At 32.6% G+C, this 16,425-nt stretch carries 17 protein-coding genes, 1 pseudogene and 1 riboswitch; of the genes and pseudogenes, 13 read left to right on the top strand and 5 right to left on the bottom strand.

Annotated features, from left to right (window positions below; genetic code table 11):
* Positions 1 to 223: 223 nt before the first annotated feature.
* Positions 224 to 649, bottom strand: coding sequence for an organic hydroperoxide resistance protein (locus tag MUA37_RS09925; protein WP_262624567.1), 426 nt, complete (start codon positions 647 to 649; stop codon positions 224 to 226).
* A gap of 168 nt (positions 650 to 817) precedes the next feature.
* Here MUA37_RS09925 and aroD point away from each other — a divergent pair, with 168 nt between their 5' ends.
* Positions 818 to 1,537: a type I 3-dehydroquinate dehydratase gene (aroD, locus tag MUA37_RS09920; protein WP_002510425.1), complete on the top strand. Its 720-nt coding sequence runs from the start codon at positions 818 to 820 to the stop codon at positions 1,535 to 1,537.
* A 65-nt stretch (positions 1,538 to 1,602) separates the two neighbouring features.
* Positions 1,603 to 2,142, top strand: coding sequence for a nitroreductase family protein (locus MUA37_RS09915; RefSeq protein ID WP_002510426.1), 540 nt, complete (start codon positions 1,603 to 1,605; stop codon positions 2,140 to 2,142).
* 694 nt (positions 2,143 to 2,836) lie between these two features.
* Here MUA37_RS09915 and MUA37_RS09910 read toward each other — a convergent pair.
* Positions 2,837 to 4,403: pseudogene (locus MUA37_RS09910) on the bottom strand (IS3 family transposase).
* Positions 4,404 to 4,502: 99 nt separating this feature from the next.
* On the bottom strand, positions 4,503 to 4,823 hold the full coding sequence (locus tag MUA37_RS09905) for a thioredoxin family protein (RefSeq protein WP_002509393.1): 321 nt from the start codon (positions 4,821 to 4,823) through the stop codon (positions 4,503 to 4,505).
* A gap of 138 nt (positions 4,824 to 4,961) precedes the next feature.
* On the opposite strand from MUA37_RS09905, the gene MUA37_RS09900 reads away from it, so the two are divergent.
* The 7 genes from MUA37_RS09900 (at position 4,962) to MUA37_RS09870 (ending at position 9,606) form a co-directional block, all read left to right on the top strand.
* Complete coding sequence (locus MUA37_RS09900) at positions 4,962 to 5,315, top strand: arsenate reductase family protein (protein ID WP_002509392.1); 354 nt, start codon at positions 4,962 to 4,964, stop codon at positions 5,313 to 5,315.
* A 181-nt stretch (positions 5,316 to 5,496) separates the two neighbouring features.
* Positions 5,497 to 5,877, top strand: coding sequence for a glycine cleavage system protein GcvH (gcvH, locus tag MUA37_RS09895; RefSeq protein WP_002509391.1), 381 nt, complete (start codon positions 5,497 to 5,499; stop codon positions 5,875 to 5,877).
* Positions 5,878 to 6,126: 249 nt separating this feature from the next.
* Positions 6,127 to 6,519, top strand: a complete 393-nt coding sequence (locus MUA37_RS09890; protein WP_002509390.1) for a toprim domain-containing protein — start codon at positions 6,127 to 6,129, stop codon at positions 6,517 to 6,519.
* Complete coding sequence (locus tag MUA37_RS09885) at positions 6,516 to 6,818, top strand: thioredoxin family protein (RefSeq protein WP_002509389.1); 303 nt, start codon at positions 6,516 to 6,518, stop codon at positions 6,816 to 6,818. Before MUA37_RS09890 ends, MUA37_RS09885 begins: the two co-directional genes overlap by 4 nt.
* 55 nt (positions 6,819 to 6,873) lie before the next feature.
* Positions 6,874 to 6,981, top strand: a riboswitch (SAM riboswitch).
* 78 nt (positions 6,982 to 7,059) lie between these two features.
* Positions 7,060 to 8,085: a methionine ABC transporter ATP-binding protein gene (locus tag MUA37_RS09880; RefSeq protein ID WP_002509388.1), complete on the top strand. Its 1,026-nt coding sequence runs from the start codon at positions 7,060 to 7,062 to the stop codon at positions 8,083 to 8,085.
* A complete protein-coding gene (locus MUA37_RS09875) occupies positions 8,078 to 8,773 on the top strand; it encodes a methionine ABC transporter permease (RefSeq protein ID WP_002509387.1) in 696 nt (231 codons plus the stop codon). The genes MUA37_RS09880 and MUA37_RS09875 overlap by 8 nt, the downstream gene beginning before the upstream one ends.
* A 20-nt stretch (positions 8,774 to 8,793) precedes the next feature.
* On the top strand, positions 8,794 to 9,606 hold the full coding sequence (locus MUA37_RS09870; protein ID WP_002509386.1) for a MetQ/NlpA family ABC transporter substrate-binding protein: 813 nt from the start codon (positions 8,794 to 8,796) through the stop codon (positions 9,604 to 9,606).
* Positions 9,607 to 9,913: 307 nt separating this feature from the next.
* Here MUA37_RS09870 and MUA37_RS09865 read toward each other — a convergent pair whose 3' ends face one another.
* Together MUA37_RS09865 and MUA37_RS09860 are read right to left on the bottom strand one after the other, a co-directional pair.
* Positions 9,914 to 10,939, bottom strand: a complete 1,026-nt coding sequence (locus MUA37_RS09865) for a hemolysin family protein (RefSeq protein ID WP_002509385.1) — start codon at positions 10,937 to 10,939, stop codon at positions 9,914 to 9,916.
* 181 nt (positions 10,940 to 11,120) lie between these two features.
* Positions 11,121 to 11,957, bottom strand: coding sequence for a polyprenyl-phosphate transporter PopT (locus tag MUA37_RS09860; protein WP_031266508.1), 837 nt, complete (start codon positions 11,955 to 11,957; stop codon positions 11,121 to 11,123).
* 340 nt (positions 11,958 to 12,297) lie between these two features.
* Between MUA37_RS09860 and sufC the strand changes: the two genes are divergently transcribed.
* From sufC to sufU, 4 genes are all read left to right on the top strand, one after another.
* Positions 12,298 to 13,059, top strand: a complete 762-nt coding sequence (gene sufC, locus MUA37_RS09855) for a Fe-S cluster assembly ATPase SufC (protein ID WP_002509383.1) — start codon at positions 12,298 to 12,300, stop codon at positions 13,057 to 13,059.
* 97 nt (positions 13,060 to 13,156) lie between these two features.
* Positions 13,157 to 14,464: a Fe-S cluster assembly protein SufD gene (gene sufD / locus MUA37_RS09850; protein ID WP_262624566.1), complete on the top strand. Its 1,308-nt coding sequence runs from the start codon at positions 13,157 to 13,159 to the stop codon at positions 14,462 to 14,464.
* 139 nt (positions 14,465 to 14,603) lie between these two features.
* Entirely contained in the window at positions 14,604 to 15,851 is a 1,248-nt protein-coding gene (locus tag MUA37_RS09845) for a cysteine desulfurase (protein ID WP_021458896.1), read from the top strand.
* Positions 15,841 to 16,290, top strand: a complete 450-nt coding sequence (sufU, locus tag MUA37_RS09840) for a Fe-S cluster assembly sulfur transfer protein SufU (RefSeq protein ID WP_002509380.1) — start codon at positions 15,841 to 15,843, stop codon at positions 16,288 to 16,290. The genes MUA37_RS09845 and sufU overlap by 11 nt, the downstream gene beginning before the upstream one ends.
* Positions 16,291 to 16,425: the final 135 nt, after the last annotated feature.

Here is a 16,425-nt window from a genome sequence, read left to right as displayed (position 1 = left end):
TAAATAAGTGTGTTTATTATAATTTTTCAATATAAAAAAATTATCTACTTATTTATATTGAAAAAATTGTATAAATAAATAGACTTTGTATTTTAATGTTGTAATCATTATATTGCTTTTGGAGAAAGGATATTTTAGCTATTATCAAGCAAAAAAAGTCGAGAGCAGAAGCAAAGTAAATACTTCGCCTTCATGCTCTCGACTATTAGTAAAACCAATTGAATTAGTCAGCAACTTCAACATTTAAGTTAACATCAATGTTGCCTTTTGTTGCTTTAGAATATGGACAAAACTCATGTGCGTCTTGTAAATATTTTTCAGCATCAGCTTGAGATAAAACATTTTTAACTTTTGCATCAATGTCAACGCTTAGCTTAGGACTTTCTGCCTCTGGATCATCTTCTAAACGTACAGTTAAGGTAACTTCTGTTTCGGCATCTCTAACTTTGTTTTGTTTTAAAATTAAATCAAAAGCACCATTAAAACAAGATGCATAACCTGCAGCAAATAGCTGTTCAGGATTTGTACCTTTTTCAGCATCAGCTTGAGCTGGTGGAATGACTGCTACATCAATTGCTTTATCATCTGTGTGGACATGTCCATTACGTCCACCTGTATTCGTTGCTTTTGTTTCATAATTAACTGCCATATTTATTACCTCCTAAATTAAATCATATAATTTGCATACCCTTTAATATAAAAACTAATCATCAATTTCAAAATGATAAAATAGTAATTCATTAAAGTTATTGTTTTCATGGAATTGATTAAGATACAATAAATGCTAAATAGAATAACTAAAATAGAGGTGTGAATAATGGCACAAGTGAAAATAGCGGTAACCATTGCTCCGGAAAATGAATTATTACCAGCTACAATTGAAGACTTAAAACGATATCAATCGGACTTCGATATAATTGAATTACGTATAGATCAATGGCAACAAATAGAAACAACAACAGTACGTGCAGTATTACAACAGCTAAAAGACTTAGCGTTAAATAAACAAATATTAGTGACATATCGTACGGCCAACCAAGGTGGTTTAGGAACGTTAGCGTCAAAAGAATATCTTGAATATTTAACCACATTAATAACACAAGAAACATTTGACGTTATTGATCTTGAATTTGATAAAAAGCAAAATCCTGAGGAATTAACAACAGTAATCAATCTAGCGCAAAATAATAATAAAGAAGTAGTATTGTCCTATCATGACTTTGATCAAACCCCACAATTAGATGAGTTAAAGCATTTGTATTATAAAATGCATTTGTTGGCTCCAGATTACTTGAAGGTAGCAGTAATGCCTAAAGGGAAAGAAGATGTCACTAATTTATTAAATGCTATGTCTGTAACAGCAGATTCAGTAAATGAACGTGTTGTAGGCATTGCTATGGGTAAAATAGGGATTGTTTCACGTACTGCGCAAGGTGTGTTTGGTGGAACAATTTCATATGGCTGTATAGACACTCCAAAAGCACCTGGACAAATTCACGTAGCAACGTTGCGTCAACAGTTAGATTTTTATAACTAGTTTGAAAATTCCCTGATAGTATTTTATAATTGAAAATAATTATCAATAAGAAAGGGCGTTGTTTCATGGAATTACAAGATGCAATCGCGAATAGAAGAAGTATTAAAATGTTTAAAAGAGATATGGTGATTGATGATCAAGCATTATACCAAGCGATTGAACAATCTACGTATGCGCCTAATCATGGTATGAGACAGCCATGGCGTGTTGTGCATATCGCTAAAAATAGATTAGGTGAAATGAGTAAGCAAGTATCGCGTATTGCTTTTCATCACCAACCCGATAAACAGCAAGATCACTATAATGCTGTGACAAATTTAGGTGGTATGTTGGCATTAATTGTACAAGAAGATCCACGCCAAAAAGAAAATTTGGAAAATTATTTGGCTTTTGGTGCCTTTGCTCAAAATTTAATGCTTTTACTACATGAAGCGCAAATAGGTACGTGTTGGAAGACACCTCAATATATCTTTTTACCACAAATAAGAAACGTTTTCGGCGTGAAAGATAATGAAAGTTTAGTCGGTTTTATGTATTTAACAGATATGGAAGATGAAATGCATCATCCACCACGTCAAACTCAAAATATAATGACACAATTTTAATTTATAAAGGGGAGTGGGACAGAAATCTGATTTTGAAAAAATGATTTCGTCGTCCCACCCCGGCAAGGCTGACTAGCGTTGAAAAAAGCTTGGTTTGAAGCGCATTTTCAATGCAGACAGCTACTGCCAATATGAAAAGAGATTTCGAATAACACATGGAGTGGGACAGAAATCTGATTTTGAAAAAATGATTTCGTCGTCCCACCCCGGCAAGGCTGACTAGCGTTGAAAAAAGCTTGGTTTGAAGCGCATTTTCAATGCAGACAGCTACTGCCAATATGAAAAGAGATTTCGAATAACACATGGAGTGGGACAGAAATCTGATTTTGAAAAAATGATTTCGTCGTCCCACCCCGGCAAGGCTGACTAGCGTTGAAAAAAGCTTGGTTTGAAGCGCATTTTCAATGCAGACAGCTACTGCCAATATGAAAAGAGACTAGAACAAATCAATATTGTCCTAGCCTCACCAGACTGCCGACAAAGCTACTGAGTTTGTTGGCAGTTTTTTTATGCACGCTTTCCGCGGGCACTGTCTTAGCCTATAGTCTTGGCAAGTGCTATTCCCGCAGGAGTCGGCATAAATCATTACTATTTTGAAAAACTATATAAATAAAACGTAAACAAGCCCTTCGCAAATTGAACTGCACCCAGTCAAGTAGACAAGTAAATAATTAAAAAATTGGTTAGTCTCGTTTTATGCGAGATTAGCCATTTTTAATGTAATTCTTTCATTATTAAAAAACTTTATATATTTATTTATAACTTGAAATGCTTCTTCTATACTTTCGAATTTAAACCGTTTAGAACCTCTATAAATCTCAGATTTAATAATTCCCCAAACACCTTCCATAGGACCATTATCAATACACTTTCCAACACGAGACATACTTTGTATCATCTTATGGTGATTTAACTTATTTTTAAATAATCGGGAAGTATACTGAAAACCACGATCGCTATGAAATATAATACCTTCGGTACTAGTTACAGTCTTGACTGCCTTATCAAATGTTTTAAATACGAGTTGATTGTTATTTGAATTTCCCAAATAATGACTTACGATTTTACCTGTTCCCAAATCATATATTGCACTAAGATATATTTTACTTCCATTTTCAAGTTGGAACTCAGTTACATCTGTTAGCCATTTTTTATTAGCCTCTCTTTCTTGAAACTCACGATTTAATTCGTTTTCGGCTATCGTTTGAGGAGTACAAGGCTTATAGCGCTTGCGTTTACGGCGGATAACTGCTTTTAAATTTAGTTGATTCATTAACCGATAAACACGTTTATGATTTACTTTTTTATGCAAATATAGGCGAATATAAATATAAATTCGTCTATATCCATAAATGCCTTTATATTTTTCATAAATGTGTTTGATTTCTTTTATTAATATTTTATTTTCAAATTCTTTTTGTGTGGGCTTTCGATGTAACCATTTATAATAACTTGCGCGTGAAATATTTAAAGTTTGGCATAAATGTTTAATTGGAAATTCATTTCTTAGCGCTTCAATCGTTTCATATGCTGCGATTTTTTTGCTTGTTGATTTATCATCTCTCTTTCTATTTCTTGATATTTTTTTAAGACTTTATTTTCCATTTCTAATATTTTATTTCGATCTTTTAGTTCTTGGATTTCAGCTTCTCTCTGTTCTTCTGGTGTTAATATAGATTTAGGTTTGCCTTTGCCTCTACCGTCTTGGAGGCCATCACGGCCATGTGATTTATACTTTTGTACCCATTGGTACAACTGACCGTAACTAACATCATATTTTTTAGCACAATCTTTATAACTAATTTCATTATCTAAATAGTATTCTACAATTATAAGACGTTCTTTGAATGTTGTTGTTTTACCTTTCATCGTATACACCTCTTGTTTTGGAGAATAATTGGTATTCTCTTTTCTTCCAGTATAACGATTTACCCATTTGCGTACAGTTTCATGGGCAGGAATATTATATTTAATGGCCAATTTTTTATAAGATATATCATTATCCAAATATTCCTGAACTACATTCATTTTAAATTGAAATGAATACTTATTATTTTGTGAGTTACGTATTAAAGAATATAAGCCGTTTGTTAAATACCTATTGTACATATAACGGAGATATTCTGGAGATAGATTAACATCAACTATTTCTACAATGCTTTCGAAACTCATACCATTTTCATAATTATTAAAAACTGATTGTAATAAATCTAAGTCAATTAATTTTCTAGACATAAAAATACTCCCTTCAAAGTTTTCATTTTTTTAATGTCTACTTTGAAGGGAGCATATCAAATTACTGTGAAGGGCTTGTTTACGTTTTGAAGCTAGCATATCAAATTAATGTGCTAGTTTTTGTATTACTGAAATGTTTCAGCTAAGAATGACTCAACTTGTTCTGGTGATTTAGCATTTGCTGAATGTAGGTGAGCAAGTTTTTCACCATTTTTGAAGACTAAAAGACTTGGAATACCCATAACGTCATTATTTGCTGCAACATCTTCTAGTTCGTCTCTATTGACTGTATACCAATTATAATTATTGTATTTTTCTACAATAGGATCAATCCACATATCCATTGCTTTACAATCTGGACACCATCCTGCTTCGAATTTTACAATGACAGGTTGATCACTATTTATAGTTGAATCAAAATTACTTGTTGAGTTAATTGTTTCCATATTAACGCTCCTTTGATTATTAATTGATTACATTATAACTAAAAAAACTAGGGAAATAAAAATTTTAGCTTAAAAATTGAAGCGTTTTGATCGTAATTCTGCTATATTAGTGATAACAACGTATAGGAGGTACAGTACATGATTAAATTTTACCAATATCCTAATTGTACGACATGTAAAAAAGCTGCTAAATTTTTACAATCGTACGGTGTGAGTTATGAACCTATCGACATCGTTCAACATACACCAACTAAAAATGAGTTTAAAGATATTTTAGAACGTACTGGCATTGAAATTAACAAAATGTTTAATACACATGGTGCCAAATATCGCGAATTAGGTTTAAAAGATAAAATAGGGACGCTTTCTGATGATGAAAAGCTAGATTTACTTGCTTCTGATGGTATGTTAGTAAAACGACCACTAGCTGTGCTAGGCGATAAAGCAACTGTTGGTTTCAAAGAAGAAGAGTATAAAGCGACATGGTTATAAAGATTTTCACTTTATAACGATCGCTAAAGTTTTCAAAAATGCAGTCAAAATCAATTTATGAAAACGCTTAATGATGCTGTGTAAAAGTAACATAAATTTTTGATTATTAAAGGCAAACAGTTGCCAGTCATACATTCATATGGCATCATAAATATGTAAAATCATATAGGAGGGGATTCTCGTGGCAGTACCAAGTGAATTAAAATACTCAAAAGAACATGAATGGATAAAAGTTGAAGGAAATACGGTTACAATTGGTATCACTGAATATGCGCAAAGTGAATTAGGTGATATTGTATTTGTTGAATTACCAGAAGTTGATGATGACATCCAAGAGGGGGATACTTTTGGCAGTGTTGAATCTGTAAAAACTGTCTCTGAATTGTATGCACCTGTTACTGGTAAAGTAGTAGAAGCAAATGAAGAATTAGAAGATAGCCCTGAATTTGTAAATGAATCACCATATGAAAAAGCTTGGATGGTGAAAGTTGAAGTTAGTGATTTAGATCAATTGAATGAACTACTTTCAGCTGAACAATATTCTGAAATGATTGGTGAATAGAATAAGTGATTTTAAACTCCATGATATTTACTGTCTTGGAGTTTTTAACTTATCTATGGCGCTAAAGTTTACCAAAATTTAATAAACCCTCAAAATCATGGAAAATTAATGCTGTAACAATGAATTTGACAAGTAAAGACGCCATTTTTACAATATTGATACAAAATTATAATATGTTTATAACCTCGTGTCTTTGTGAAAAACCAAATATAGTATAAGTTTATTATCAACTTTTAGAAGGTGGATGTCATGACGATTCTTAATAAAGTTATCATTGTTGAAGGCAAATCTGATAAAAAGAGAGTTAAACAAGTAATTGATGAACCAATTGAAATTATTTGTACTCATGGAACTATGGGTATTGATAAAATTGATGAAATGGTGGAATCTTTGTACGATAAACAAGTTACAATTTTAGTTGATTCAGACGATGAGGGAGAAAAGATTCGTAGATGGTTTAAACACTATTTAAGCGAAAGTAAACATGTTAGAGTGGATAAACAGTATTGTGAAATTGCGAGATGTCCAAAACGATATTTAGCTAAAGTATTGAAAAAAAACGGCTTTGTAGTTAAAGACGAAGAGCATATCAATAAAGCTAAACTAGATTATATAGCTGAAAGGGTAAGTTTATTAACATGAATGCAACGACAAAACAACACGTAGCAAATGTACGTGAACATTTTGATAAAGATAAACATTTAGTTTTTGGTTATACACCAACTTGCGGTACATGTAAAATATCTGAAAGAATGTTAGATATCGCAAATGAAATCTTAAAATTACCAATTACTAAAATTGATTTGAATTTTCACCCTGAGTATTCACAGGACAATGAAATACAATCGGTTCCTGTGTTACAACTAATGTCTAAAGATAAGGAAATAAAGCGTATTTACGCTTTTCAATCTGTGCCATATCTTTTAGAAAATTTGCAATAATATATTGACGAATCATTAGTGCAGTGGTAGGATTAAAAATAATTAAATAATGTAACTCTTATCGAGAGAGGTGGAGGGATGTGCCCTATGAAGCCCGGCAACCGTCTAAGTATAGAAATGGTGCCAATTCACATAAAGTCGACCGAACTTTAAAAGATGAGAGAGGGTGTTATTGCTTTCTCTATCTTTTAAGATGAGAAAGCATTTTTTTAATTTATAAGCAATACAAGGAGGACAAACAATGATTGAGTTAAATCAAATCGTCAAGCGTTATAAGACGAAAAAGCAAGATGTGCTTGCGGTAGATCATGTTGATTTAAGTATTCAATCAGGCTCAATTTTTGGAGTTATTGGTTTTTCAGGTGCGGGCAAAAGTACATTAGTTCGACTGTTTAACAATTTAGAACAACCAACTTCAGGTGACGTAACAATCGATGGTGACAATATAGGACAATTGTCTAAAAAAGATTTAAGAAAAAAACGTCAAAAAGTGAGTATGATATTTCAACACTTCAACTTATTATGGTCACGTACTGTATTAAATAATATAACATTCCCATTAGAAATTGCTGGGGTACCGAAGCAAGAAGCAAAACAACGGGCTGCAGAACTTGTTGAGTTAGTAGGATTAAAAGGACGAGAAGACGCATACCCATCTGAATTATCTGGTGGTCAAAAACAACGTGTTGGTATTGCACGTGCTTTAGCAAACGAACCGACTGTGTTGTTATGTGATGAAGCGACAAGTGCACTAGATCCACAGACTACAGATGAAATTTTAGATTTATTACTTAAAATTAAAGAACAGCGAAATTTAACTATTGTGATTATCACTCATGAAATGCATGTTATACGTCGTATTTGTGATGAAGTCGCAGTAATGGAAAATGGCAGTGTTATAGAACAAGGATCTGTGACGAATGTATTTGAAAATCCAAAACATGAAGTAACGAAACGCTTTGTTAAAGAAGACTTAAATGATGATTTTGAAGATGCATTTGCAGACATAGAGCATTTTGGCAAAGATGATTACATAGTAAGATTGAATTTTACTGGTAATAACACTACTGAACCTATCGTGTCATACATTACGCGGGCGCATCAAATAGACGTAAATATTTTAGAAGCAAATATAAAAAATACTAAAAGTGGGTCAATTGGCTTTTTAGTGTTACATCTTCCGAATATAAATTCTGAAAAATTCGAAGATTTCAACAGTGATTTAGCAAAACAACAAGTATCAGTGGAGGTGTTACGTCATGACTAGTTCATTTAGTGAAATCCTCCAAGAAATGATTACGATGCCCAATGTACAATGGTCACAAGTGTGGGTAGCAACTTATGAAACGTTATATATGACAGTGATAGCAACTATTTTTGCTTTTATTTTTGGTATTATTTTAGGAGTGTTGCTCTTTTTATCAGCTAAAAGTGACGCTAAAGCAGCTAGAATTTTTTATAGCATTGTCTCTTTTGTCGTTAATTTATTCAGAGCAATTCCTTTCATCATTTTAATATTATTACTTATACCGTTCACTAGTTTAATTTTAGGTACAATAAGTGGACCAACAGGTGCCTTACCAGCATTAATTATTGGTTCTGCTCCATTTTATGCTAGATTAGTTGAAATCGCATTTAAAGAAATTGATAAAGGTGTAATTGAAGCGGCGTGGTCAATGGGTGCCAATACATGGACAGTAGTAAGAAAAGTATTGTTACCTGAAGCTATGCCAGCGTTAGTATCAGGAATTACAGTTACAGCAATCGCCTTAGTAGGTTCTACGGCAATTGCAGGTGTTATAGGTGCAGGTGGATTAGGGAACCTTGCATATTTAACTGGTTTTACACGAAATCAAAATGATGTCATTTTAGTTTCGACAATTTTAATTTTAATTATTGTGTTCATTATTCAATTCATTGGTGATTGGGCTACAAATAAATTAGACAAACGATAACATGAAATGGGGAGAAAAACATGAAAAAAATACTTAGTTTAGCTTTTGTATTAGTTTTATCTGTAGTATTGGCAGCTTGTGGTAATAGTGAAGGTAAAGATAAAAAAATAACTGTTGGTGCGTCACCGTCACCACATGCTGAAATCTTGGAACAGGCAAAACCATTGTTAGAAGATAAAGGTTATGATTTAGAAATTAAAACTATCAATGATTACACAACACCTAATAAATTATTAGATAAAGGCGAATTGGACGCTAACTATTTCCAACATACACCATATTTAGAAACTGAGAAAAAATCTAAGAAATATAAAATTGAGTCAGCAGGTGATGTACATTTAGAACCAATGGCTGTATATTCTAAAAAGTATAAGAATTTGAAAGATTTACCGAAGGGCGCAACAGTATATGTATCTAACAACCCTGCAGAAGAAGGTCGTTTCTTAAAATTCTTTGTAGATGCTGGATTAGTTAAAATTAAAGACGGTGTTAAAATTGAAGATGCTAAATTTGATGATATCGTAGAAAACAAAAAAGATATTAAATTTAATAATAAACAATCAGCTGAGTATCTACCGAAAATTTATCAAAATGAAAAAGCAGATGCCGTTATTATCAATTCTAACTTTGCAATTGATCAAAAGTTAGATCCTAAAAAAGATTCAATTGTTTTAGAAAAACCTGAGGATAATCCATACACGAATTTAATTGCGGTCAAAGAAGGTCACAAAGATGATGAGAAAATTAAAGCGTTAATGGATGCTTTAAATTCTAAAGATATTAAAGACTATATTAAGAAAGAATATAATGGTTCAGTTGAACCTGCAAAATAATTTTAAAAACCGCCTCTTAACGTAATAAGTTAAGAGGCAGTTTTTATGTAGTAACATTATATTTTTTGAAACACAATATTTGAAATTTAAACTTGGTGCTCTGTATAATAATGGTAGCACTGAGCAGTGCTGAAATGGGAGAACAATATAGGGTTTCTTTAATTCTGTGTTGTCTTATTAATCACGAAAACCCTAACGCTAAGGGTGAATCTTGTAAATTCTTATATTTATATATAATAAAACTCGGATAACACAGAATACTTATAGTGTAAGTTAAACTATCAAGTACCTGGCTACCCGAGCTTTATTAATGTTGGTCGTGTTCGTCTTGAATATCGCCAACTATATTTTCTAATATATTTTCCATAGTAATAATGCCATGAATTTGGTTTGATGATTTAACTAAGGCAATGTGGACATGGAGTTGTTTCATTTGTTCTAGCACAGTATGACATTTGGTAGATAGGTCTACTGTTAAAATATCATGAGTGATTTCTGATAATGACTCCACAGATTCGTTTAATAAATCTTTAGCATGCACATAGCCAATAATATTATCAGGTTGATTGACATAGACAGGATATCTTGAATAATGAGAGTCGTTAATGATTGCTTTTGCCTCGCTCAATGGTGTATCTGAAGAGAACGTTGCTGTTTGTGACAAAGGTATATAGCCGTCTTGTACGATCATATTGTCAAAGTCAAATGCTCTATTTATATGTGTCAATTCACCTTTTGTTATTTCTCCGCCATCGTGACTTTCTTTTAATAATAGTTTTAATTCTTCTTCAGAATGGTAAATTTCACTTTCTTTCGCAGGTTGCATTCCGAATAATCGCAAAATAATACGTGCAGAACCGTTAAGAATATATATGAATGGATAAAATAATTTGTAAAACATGATAATTGGTTTTGCAATATATAATGTGATTTGTTCAGCTTTTTGAATTGCGATAGTTTTTGGTGCCATTTCACCGATAACTACGTGTAAATAAGTAGCTATAACAAAGGCACTAATTAAAGTGAAGACATGAATCAATGTATCAGACATACCAAACAAACTGAAAAATGGATGTAGGATAAATTCAAAAGTAGATTCACCAACCATACCGATTCCTAGTGCAGTAATTGTAATTCCTAATTGACAGGCTGCTAAGTATTCATCGAGATGAGTTACAACTTTTTTGGCAGCTATCGCTTGACGATGATTAGCTTCAGCCAATTGATTGATTCTTGATGTGCGTACTTTAACAATTGCAAATTCTGTAGCTACAAAGAATGCCGTAAGTGCTAACAGTAAAATAAACGTAAGTAAACTAAATAAGGTTCCCAAAGGTTAATAAATTCCTCCAATATAATAATAAATCAATCTTTTTATAGATTGATTTACTATTATATAAAAAAATAAGACACAATTCTAATAAAAAGCATAATTTTATTTGTTGCAAAATAAACAATTAAAACCCCTGTTAAAGATTACCTTAAAGCAAACTTGAACAGAGGATAGATTAATATTATTCTGAGCTTAGTTTTTGACTAATAAACACTCCGATACATAATACGATTAATGAAATTAGCCATTCTAAACCATGAGTAGGTATGCCAGGAAATACCGCATACAATGAACCAATCACTAAACCGATAATTAATGCGTAAGTCGTGATCGTATGTTGAGAGAGTAAATACTGAATAAGTTTACTACTGAACATAAAGCCAAAAATGACACCACAACCTACTGTAATTAAGAGTGGAATAGCAGCAAAATTGAATGAAACAAACTCAGAAATAGCAAACATAATAGTACCATAAACGCCGAATACTAATAACATAAAAGAACCTGAAATTCCTGGTAACAGCATGGCGCTAGAGGCACACATTCCGGCAAGAAAATATTTAATAATAAGACCAAAATCTAATGTGAAATGTGAATTGTTAACAGATTCTTCACCACTTAATGACGATATAATAAGTATAATTGCTATTCCTAATATTAATAGTAAGTAATGTTTTATTGAAAAAGTAGCTTTAAAGTTTGCTGATTTCAATAAGAAAGGAATAATACCAATGATTAAGCCAGTGAAAAAGAACATTGTAGGTATATGAAATTCACTTAATAGGTAATTAATCAATTTACTTAAACTACCAATGGCTAAAACCATACCTAATCCAATCGGAATTAAAAAGCGAATACTAGCTACAAAATGTTTGGAAAACAAACCACTTATTGCACGGATAAAATCATTATATATTCCTAAGAGTAAAGCAATAGTACCACCACTAATACCGGGGACTAAATCAGAAGTACCCATTGCGAACCCCTTAAAAATATTAGACCATTTAATATTTGACATATTTCGTTCCCTTCTTTATACAAAATATGTTATTAGCATAGCAAAAATTAGTATAGAGTTAAAATGAACTAAAGTAATTTGCATCATTATTAGAAAATTCAATAAATAAAAGAGATTGAGAACCAAGCACAATTTATTATCAGTTGCTATAAAAACATAACCGATCATAAAAATTATTGTATTATAATAATTATTATAAATAAGCACCTGAAAAGGTTTATATTACCTAGTATTTAAGTTATAATAAATCGGTGTAATGCGTTTGCAGTTTTTTGACTGCAGATTAAAATTATTATAAACTAGTAAAGAAAACATATTATTTATGACGGAGGGAATATGTATGCCATCAACATTAGAAATTAAAGACCTACATGTGTCTATTGAAGATAAAGAAATATTAAAAGGTGTGAATTTAACAATTAACACTGGTGAAGTTCATGCTGTAATGGGGCCAAATGGTACTGGGAAATCAACATTATCATCTGCGATTATGGGACATCCAAGCTACGAAGTAACACAAGGTGAAGTATTATTAGACGGTGTGAACGTATTAGAATTAGAAGTTGATGAACGTGCAAAAGCAGGTTTATTCCTAGCAATGCAATACCCATCAGAAATTACTGGCGTTACAAACGCTGACTTTATGCGTTCTGCTATTAATGCTAAACGTGAAGAAGGCCAAGAAATCAACTTAATGCAATTTATTAAAAAATTAGATAAAGAAATGGAATTCTTAGACATCGACCAAGATATGGCTCAACGTTATTTAAACGAAGGCTTTTCAGGCGGTGAAAAGAAACGTAACGAAATTTTACAATTAATGATGTTAGAACCAAAATTTGCAATTTTAGATGAAATTGACTCTGGTCTTGATATTGACGCATTAAAAGTTGTATCAAAAGGTATTAATGAAATGCGTGGTGATCAATTTGGCTCATTAATTATTACGCACTATCAAAGATTATTAAATTATATTACTCCTGATCACGTACATGTTATGTATGGTGGCGTTATTGTTAAATCCGGTGGACCTGAATTAGCTAAACGTTTAGAAGAAGAAGGTTATGAGTGGGTTAAAGAAGAATACGGTGCGACAGAATAAATCTCAATTAGGTAAAAAGATATACTAGTTTGAGAGCTAAGGTTTTAATTGATACCTAAAATGAAATCAATGAATCATCAAATGGGAGGAAAATAGTATGACAACTGAAACTTTAAACATTTCTGAAGCACAACTTGTTGAATATTCACAAGCCCATAATGAACCTTCATGGATGACAGAGTTACGTAGAGAAGCGTTAAAATTAACAGAAACTTTAGAAATGCCAAAACCAGATAAAACTAAAATTAACAGATGGGACTTTGATTCATTTAAGCAACATGAGACAACAGGAGAAGTCTACAGTAGCTTAGATCAATTACCTGAAGAAGTTAAAAACATTATTGATGTTGAAAAATCAGAAAACTTGATCATCCAACATAATAATACACTTGCTTTTTCACGTGTATCGGATTCTGCTAGTAATGACGGTGTCATTGTTGAAGGCTTATCAGAAGCATTAGTTAATCATCCGGAATTAGTACAACAATACTTTATGACTGAAGCGGTAACAGTAGACGAACATCGTTTAACTGCTTTACACACAGCATTAGTTAACGGTGGGGTCTTTGTATACGTACCAAAAAATGTTGTTGTTGAGCATCCTATTCAATATGTAGTACTACATGATGATGAAAATGCTAGCTTCTACAACCATGTTATTATTGTTGCAGAACAAAGTGCAGAAGTAACATATGTAGAAAACTATCTATCTGGTGTTAGTGGCGAAGGAAATCAAATTAATATTATTTCCGAAGTAATCGCAAGCGCAAATGCTAATATTACTTATGGCTCAGTTGATTATATGGATAAAGGTTTCACTGGCCACATTATCCATAGAGGTACAACTGAAGCAGATGCTTCAATTAATTGGGCATTAGGTCTAATGAATGAAGGAAGTCAAATTATCGACAATACTACAAACTTAATGGGTGATCGTTCAACGAGCGCCTTAAAATCTGTAGTTGTAGGTACTGGCGATCAAAAGATTAATTTAACTTCAAAAATTGTTCAATATGGTAAAGAAACAGATGGTTATATTTTAAAACACGGCGTTATGCGTGAAAATGCTTCATCTGTCTTTAATGGTATTGGTTATATTAAACATGGTGGCACGAAATCAATGGCTAACCAAGAATCTCGTGTATTAATGTTATCTGAAAATGCACGTGGAGATGCCAACCCAATCTTATTAATTGATGAAGATGACGTAGAAGCTGGACACGCTGCATCTGTTGGTCGAGTTGACCCAGAACAGCTATATTACTTAATGAGTCGTGGTATTTCACAAACAGAAGCAGAACGTTTAGTAATACATGGCTTCCTTGATCCAGTAGTAAGAGAATTACCTATTGAAGATGTTAAGCGTCAATTACGTGAAGTAATTGAACTTAAAGTAAATAAATAACCTTAGATGCTAATCAACGTAACTGTCTCTTTACATGAGTTCAATGAGGCAGTTTCGTCTTAATAGAGTATTCAATTTAGTTATTGTTATGTAAGACTCAACTAAGGTCGAATCAGAAATTCTTAACTAAGAAAGGTCTGTGAATAAAGTGACCGAATCATTAAATGTACAAGAAATTATTAAAGACTTTCCTATTTTAAATCAAAAAGTTAATGGAAAACGTCTTGCATATTTAGATACGACTGCAACAAGTCAGACACCAATACAAGTCATCAATGTACTAGAAGACTATTATAAAAGATATAATTCTAATGTTCACCGAGGTGTGCACACATTAGGTTCTTTAGCTACAGATGCCTATGAAAGTGCACGTGAGTCAGTACGAAGATTTATCAATGCCCAATACTTTGAAGAAATTATTTTCACGCGTGGTACTACTGCTTCTATAAATTTAGTGGCACGTAGTTATGGAGATGCTAACCTGACAGAAGGCGATGAAATAGTAGTCACTGAAATGGAACATCATGCGAACATCGTACCGTGGCAACAATTGGCGAAAAGAACTAAAGCAGAATTGAAATTTATCCCGATGACTCCAGACGGTGAATTAGATATTGAAGATGTAAAAGCGACGATCAATGATAAAACTAAAATTGTAGCAATTGCACATGTTTCTAACGTCTTAGGTACGATCAATGATGTTAAAGCTATAGCTGAAGTTGCGCATCAACACGGTGCTATTATTAGCGTTGATGGTGCACAATCTGCACCACATCTTGCATTAGATATGCAAGATTTAGACGTGGATTTCTTTAGTTTTAGTGGTCATAAGATGTTAGGACCAACTGGTATAGGCGTATTATATGGTAAACGTGAATTGCTGCAAAATATGGAACCTATTGAATATGGTGGCGATATGATAGATTTTGTCAGTAAGTATGATGCTACATGGGCTGACTTACCAACAAAATTCGAAGCAGGCACACCACTAATTGCACAAGCTATCGGTTTAGGTGAAGCTATTAAATATCTTGAAAACATAGGTTTTGAAGCCATTCATAACTATGAAAAAGAGTTAACAGCGTATGCCTTTGATCAATTATCTAATATAGAAGGTCTTGAAATTTTTGGCCCTCCAAAAGAACGTAGAGCTGGTGTTATTACATTTAATTTAACGGACATTCACCCACATGATGTCGCTACAGCAGTTGACACTGAAGGCGTTGCGGTAAGAGCAGGGCATCATTGTGCTCAACCATTAATGAAATGGGTGGACCAATCATCAACTGCTCGTGCAAGTCTTTATATCTATAATACAAAAGAAGATATAGATCAATTGGTTAACGCGTTGAAACAAACGAAGGAGTTTTTCTCATATGAATTTTAACAATTTAAATCAATTATATCGTTCTGTAATTATGGATCATTATAAAAACCCTAGAAATAAAGGGAAATTAGATAATGGCACTATGACTGTAGATATGAATAATCCTACATGTGGGGATCGTATCCATTTAACGTTTGATATTGAAGATAGTGTTATAAAAGATGCCAAATTTGATGGAGAAGGCTGTTCTATATCTATGTCTAGCGCATCTATGATGACCGAATCTATAAAAGGTCATACGCTAGCAGATGCGATGCAAATGAGCCAAGAATTTACTAAAATGATGTTAGGTGAAGATTATAAAATCACTGAAGATATGGGAGATATTGAAGCGTTACAAGGTGTTTCGCAATTCCCAGCGCGCATTAAATGTGCAACATTAGCGTGGAAAGCGTTAGAAAAAGGCACAGTAGAAAAAGAAGGCAAAACTGAAGATTAAAGTAATCTAATGCGTTGACAAAGTGTAATATTCCATTCAGACTGTAACTAACAGCAGTTGTAATATAGAAATTATTATTTTCTATAATTAGTTGATCATAGTCTTAGCTAGTTCAACTCAGACAATCATCCGATG

Origin of the sequence: Staphylococcus arlettae (assembly GCF_025560845.1) — a bacterium.
Classification (GTDB): Bacteria; Bacillota; Bacilli; order Staphylococcales; family Staphylococcaceae; genus Staphylococcus; species Staphylococcus arlettae.
Note: the sequence above shows the minus strand (reverse complement) of the source record. Positions and strands in the feature narration are given on the sequence as shown.

Coding starts and splice junctions, on each gene's coding strand:
- MUA37_RS09925 (WP_262624567.1), bottom strand. CDS start 649: ATGGCAGTTAATTATGAAACAAAAGCAACGAATACAGGTGGACGTAAT.
- aroD (WP_002510425.1), top strand. CDS start 818: ATGGCACAAGTGAAAATAGCGGTAACCATTGCTCCGGAAAATGAATTA.
- MUA37_RS09915 (WP_002510426.1), top strand. CDS start 1,603: ATGGAATTACAAGATGCAATCGCGAATAGAAGAAGTATTAAAATGTTT.
- MUA37_RS09905 (WP_002509393.1), bottom strand. CDS start 4,823: ATGGAAACAATTAACTCAACAAGTAATTTTGATTCAACTATAAATAGT.
- MUA37_RS09900 (WP_002509392.1), top strand. CDS start 4,962: ATGATTAAATTTTACCAATATCCTAATTGTACGACATGTAAAAAAGCT.
- MUA37_RS09890 (WP_002509390.1), top strand. CDS start 6,127: ATGACGATTCTTAATAAAGTTATCATTGTTGAAGGCAAATCTGATAAA.
- MUA37_RS09885 (WP_002509389.1), top strand. CDS start 6,516: ATGAATGCAACGACAAAACAACACGTAGCAAATGTACGTGAACATTTT.
- MUA37_RS09880 (WP_002509388.1), top strand. CDS start 7,060: ATGATTGAGTTAAATCAAATCGTCAAGCGTTATAAGACGAAAAAGCAA.
- MUA37_RS09875 (WP_002509387.1), top strand. CDS start 8,078: ATGACTAGTTCATTTAGTGAAATCCTCCAAGAAATGATTACGATGCCC.
- MUA37_RS09870 (WP_002509386.1), top strand. CDS start 8,794: ATGAAAAAAATACTTAGTTTAGCTTTTGTATTAGTTTTATCTGTAGTA.
- MUA37_RS09860 (WP_031266508.1), bottom strand. CDS start 11,957: ATGTCAAATATTAAATGGTCTAATATTTTTAAGGGGTTCGCAATGGGT.
- sufC (WP_002509383.1), top strand. CDS start 12,298: ATGCCATCAACATTAGAAATTAAAGACCTACATGTGTCTATTGAAGAT.
- sufD (WP_262624566.1), top strand. CDS start 13,157: ATGACAACTGAAACTTTAAACATTTCTGAAGCACAACTTGTTGAATAT.
- sufU (WP_002509380.1), top strand. CDS start 15,841: ATGAATTTTAACAATTTAAATCAATTATATCGTTCTGTAATTATGGAT.